Source organism: Mycobacterium sp. TH-M116, assembly GCF_057473685.1.
Map to the genome: position 1 here is coordinate 1 of NZ_JBYCLC010000084.1, position 4,065 is coordinate 4,065.

A 4,065-nucleotide genomic window follows, 5' to 3' on the forward strand; every position below is an offset into this window, starting at 1 on the left:
TCGACGAGGAATTCGACGAGAACTACGACGAGAACTACGTCGAGGACGCCGAACAGGGTCACGGGGAGGCTGTCGCCGAAGGTCAGGATGAGGCGGCACCGCGACCGGCAACCCGGCTGGACGGATGGCGGCACCGGTTGCCGTCGTCGAACGCAACTGCCAAAGTGGCTGCGGTCCTTCTCATCATCGGCTTCGCCGGGTTCAGCACCTACGCGGTGCGCCACCATCGCGAGACCGTCCGCTACCAGCAGCGTCAGGCCGCGTTCGTCGCCGGAGCCAGACAGGGCGTGACCAACATGATCTCCCTCGACTACACGAAGGCCCGGGATGGGGTCCAGCGGGTAATCGACAGCTCCACCGGCGAATTCCAGGACGATTTCAAGAATCGCGCCAAAGATTTCATCGCGGTGGTCGAACAGTCCAAGGCCGTGACCGAGGGAACCATCAACGGGGCCGCCGTCGAGTCCATGGAAGCGGGTTCAGCGGTGGTGATGGTGTCGGCGACTTCGCGGGTCACCAACTCCCCACCCGGAAAGGACCAACCACCGCGAATGTGGCGGCTCAGGGTGACCATGGCCGACGTCAGCGGGCAGTACAAGATGTCGAAAGTCGAGTACGTGCCGTGACCGACCATCTCGAAGGCTTTTCCGCTGATGACGAGATCGATTCTACCGAAACAGAATTCGTGGAGAACGAAGGCGAGTTGTTAGACGGGGACGAGGAGGGGATCGACTCCCCCGCCCCGTCCAGACGACCGCGACTGGCCCGGACGCGCACCGTGCTCAACTCGAAAGCCTTTTCCGTGATCCTCGCGGTGCTGCTGGTGATCTCGGGCGGTGCGGCGACATGGCTCTACTTCAAGCAGTTCCGGCCGGACCAGCAGACCGATCCCGACGTCGCCGGAGCCGTCGCCGGTACGGCGTCCGACGGGACCGCCGCGTTGCTGTCCTACTCGTCGGACACTCTCGAACAGGATTTCGCCACCGCCAGGTCGTACCTGGGCGGGGACTTCCTGTCGTACTACAACGATTTCACCAAGCAAATCGTCGCTCCGGCGGCCAAAAAGAAGTCGCTGAAAACCACGGCCCGCGTAACCGGCGCCGCGGTGTCGGAGTTGCAGCCGTATGCGGCCGTCGTCCTGGTTTTCGTCGATCAGACGACCGAGATCAAGGACAACCCGCAACCGTCGCTGGCGCTCAGCAGCGCGCTGGTGCACATGAGCCGGATCAACGGCAAGTGGCTGATCACCAAGTTCACGCCGGTCTGACAGTTCGCCGTCACAACACACGGCGCAGCCCCTGCGCCTGCTGGGCCCGGCCCTACCGCGCGACGACCCCGTCCGGAACAACCGAGTCGAAGGCGCTGAAAATCGCTGCATCGAAAGGGATTCAGCGTGAACGAAGACAGCCGCAGCACGGAGTCGCCCGCCGCGGGCGTCTTCACCGGTTGTAAGCGAGCAAGCGACCCTGCTCGAGTGACAGCGTGACGGCGGCTACATGAGGTAGTACATAGGGATGACAAAACCCCAGGGTTGGGCGGCGACGCTCGAGGACCTCGAAGGTCGCCGCCGGCGCGCTCGGGCCATGGGCGGGCCGGAACGGCTCGACAGACACCGCAGCAAGGGCAAGCTCGACGCGCGCGCTCGGATCGAGCGGTTGCTCGACCCCGGGACATTCCGCGAGTTCGGCACGCTGGCCGGGGGCGAGATCGCCGCCGACGGGATCGTCGTCGGCTCGGGATCGATCGACGGCTCGCCGGTGATGCTGGGCGCCGAGGACTTCACCACCATGGCAGGCACCATCGGACCGGGGGGCAACTCCAAGCGCTACCGCATCGCCGAGCTGGCGCTGCGCGACAAGGTCCCGCTGGTGATGCTGCTCGAGGGCGCCGGCTTTCGTCCGACCGGCGGGCATCACGGGCGCACCCCGACCGACCTGCTCGCCCAGGCTCAGTGCTCGGGCCGCGTCCCGACCGTCGCCGCGGTGCTCGGCCCCTCGGCCGGCCACGGCGCCCTGGTGGCCCCGGTGTGCGACTTCCGGATCATGAGCCGGCAGGGCGCGATCTTCACCGCCGGTCCTCCTGTGGTCAAAGAGTCCACCGGCGAAGACATTTCGAAAGAGGACCTGGGCGGGCCGGATGTCGCCCTGCCGAGCGGGGTGATCCACAACGTCGCCGAGGACGACGGGGACGTTATCGACGACATCCGCCGCTACCTGTCCTACTTCCCTCCGAGCGCATGGTCCTACCCCGCGGCATTGCCCCGGTCCGAGACCTGCGCTGCGCGGCAGACCCCGGAGTTGCTCGACATCGTCTCGCGTGACAACCGCCGCGTCTACGACATGCGCGCGGTGCTCGACGTGGTGTTCGACCGGCCGGACTGGTTCGAGGTCCAGCCGCAGTACGGCAAGGCCCTCATCTGCGCGCTGGCCCACCTCGGCGGCCACCCGGTCGCGGTGGTGGCCAACCAGCCGCAGGTGCTCGCCGGTTCCATCGACGCCGACGCCGCGGACAAGGCGGCGCACTTCATCATGGTCGCCGACTCGTTTCACCTGCCGATCGTGTTCCTCGCCGACAACCCCGGCATGCTGCCCGGCAGCCGGTCCGAGCGCAGCGGCGTACTGCGGGCCGGCGGGCGCATGTTCGCCGCCCAGACCGCGGCCACCACGGTGAAGCTGCACCTGACACTGCGCAAGGCGTACGGCTTCGGTTCCATGGTCATGTCGCTGTTGGGCTTCGACCACCAGTCCGCGACCTTCGCCTATCCCGGCGCGACCATGGGAGCGATGAGCGCGGCGGCACTGAGCAGGGCCTCGCACGCAGGTGAGGAGCTGACGGCACAGCTGCGCGACGCCGAGCTGCAGGCATCCTACCGGTCTGCCGAACACATGGGATTCGACGAGCTCATCGACCCTCGCGAGACCCGCGACGCCCTGCTCGCCGCCCTGCAGCGCGGCATCTCCAACCGGCAGGCCGCCGCCGAACCGGTGTCCCGCACCGCGATCCTGCCGTGAGTTTCCCCGGGCCCTCAGCCGCGAGAGTGCGCCTACCGACGGCTTCTCTCGACAAGTGCTTCGCCAGTTGCACTTTTGCGGTCAGGAACGGTATTCCGCGACCACGGGCTCCAGCTCGTCGGGCGTGGCGCCGTGCATGATCACCGCGTCGGCACCGTAGTCGAATTCCCTGCGGATGCGCTCCACGCACTGCCGGGCCGACCCGGTCGCCGACGGTTCCAGCCATTCGTCCGGGATCAGCGTCGCGATGTGCCCGATCTGCTCGGCAGTAGCCTTGTGGTCGATCCCGCCGGCGATCGAGGTGACCACCGGATCTTCGCGGAAGCGTTGCAGCACAGCGGGATCCCAATCGTTGGTCCGCACCATCAGGTCACCGTAGCCCTGCAGGTAGGTGGCAAGCCGAGCGACGGTCTTCTTCAGCCGCAACGCTTCGGGGAGGTGGTCGCCGACCGTGGCGAAGCACGACCAGACCCGCACGCTGTCGGGATCGCGGCCGGCCTTCTCCGCGGCCGCCTTGACGGTCTTGACGCAGCGCTGCAACGTCTCCGGGGTGAAGTAGGTGTGCAGGATGACGTCGTCGAACACGCGGCCACCCAGCGCAAGCGTGTTGGGCCCGAAAGCCACCAGCGCCAGGCGGATGTCCTCGTTGAAGTCCGGGTCCAGCAGCAGAACCGGGTATTTGCCCAGCGGACCGTCATGGTTGAGGATCAGCTCGCCGCGCCACAGCCGACGCATGACCCGGGCGAAGTCCTCCATCTGCGCGGTCGTGACCACCGGTATGCCGAACGCCCCGTAGACCGCCGCGATGCCCCGGCCGATACCCAGGGTGAACCGGCCTCCGGAGAGCCGGTGCATCGTGGTGGCCCACGACCCGGTGATCAGGGGGTGGCGGGTGTTGTGATTGGTGGCCGCGGTGGCGATCTGCATGCGGCTGGTCACCGCGCACGCGGCCCCGACGAGCGACGACGCCTCCTTGACGTTCCAGCGCTCGGAGATGAACGCGGTCCCGAGGCCCAGCTCCTCGCCGCGGCCGGCCTCGTCCATCAGGGTGGCC

4 protein-coding genes are annotated in these 4,065 nt (G+C 67.4%); 3 read left to right on the forward strand and 1 reads right to left on the reverse strand.

The window, feature by feature from the left end; all coding sequences use genetic code 11:
* The 3 genes from AC2VOK_RS04100 to AC2VOK_RS04110 form a co-directional block, all read left to right on the forward strand.
* Positions 1-626, forward strand: a 626-nt coding sequence (locus AC2VOK_RS04100; RefSeq protein ID WP_428899346.1) for a hypothetical protein, incomplete at its 5' end; no start/stop codon positions are given.
* A gap of 59 nt (positions 627-685) precedes the next feature.
* Complete coding sequence (locus AC2VOK_RS04105) at positions 686-1,267, forward strand: hypothetical protein (RefSeq protein WP_428899348.1); 582 nt, start codon at positions 686-688, stop codon at positions 1,265-1,267.
* Positions 1,268-1,514: 247 nt separating this feature from the next.
* Positions 1,515-3,011, forward strand: coding sequence for an acyl-CoA carboxylase subunit beta (locus tag AC2VOK_RS04110; RefSeq protein ID WP_343709164.1), 1,497 nt, complete (start codon positions 1,515-1,517; stop codon positions 3,009-3,011).
* A gap of 81 nt (positions 3,012-3,092) precedes the next feature.
* On the opposite strand, the gene AC2VOK_RS04115 is transcribed toward AC2VOK_RS04110, so the two are convergent.
* Positions 3,093-4,065: TIGR03857 family LLM class F420-dependent oxidoreductase (locus tag AC2VOK_RS04115; protein ID WP_428899347.1), on the reverse strand; the 973-nt coding region annotated here is incomplete at its 5' end.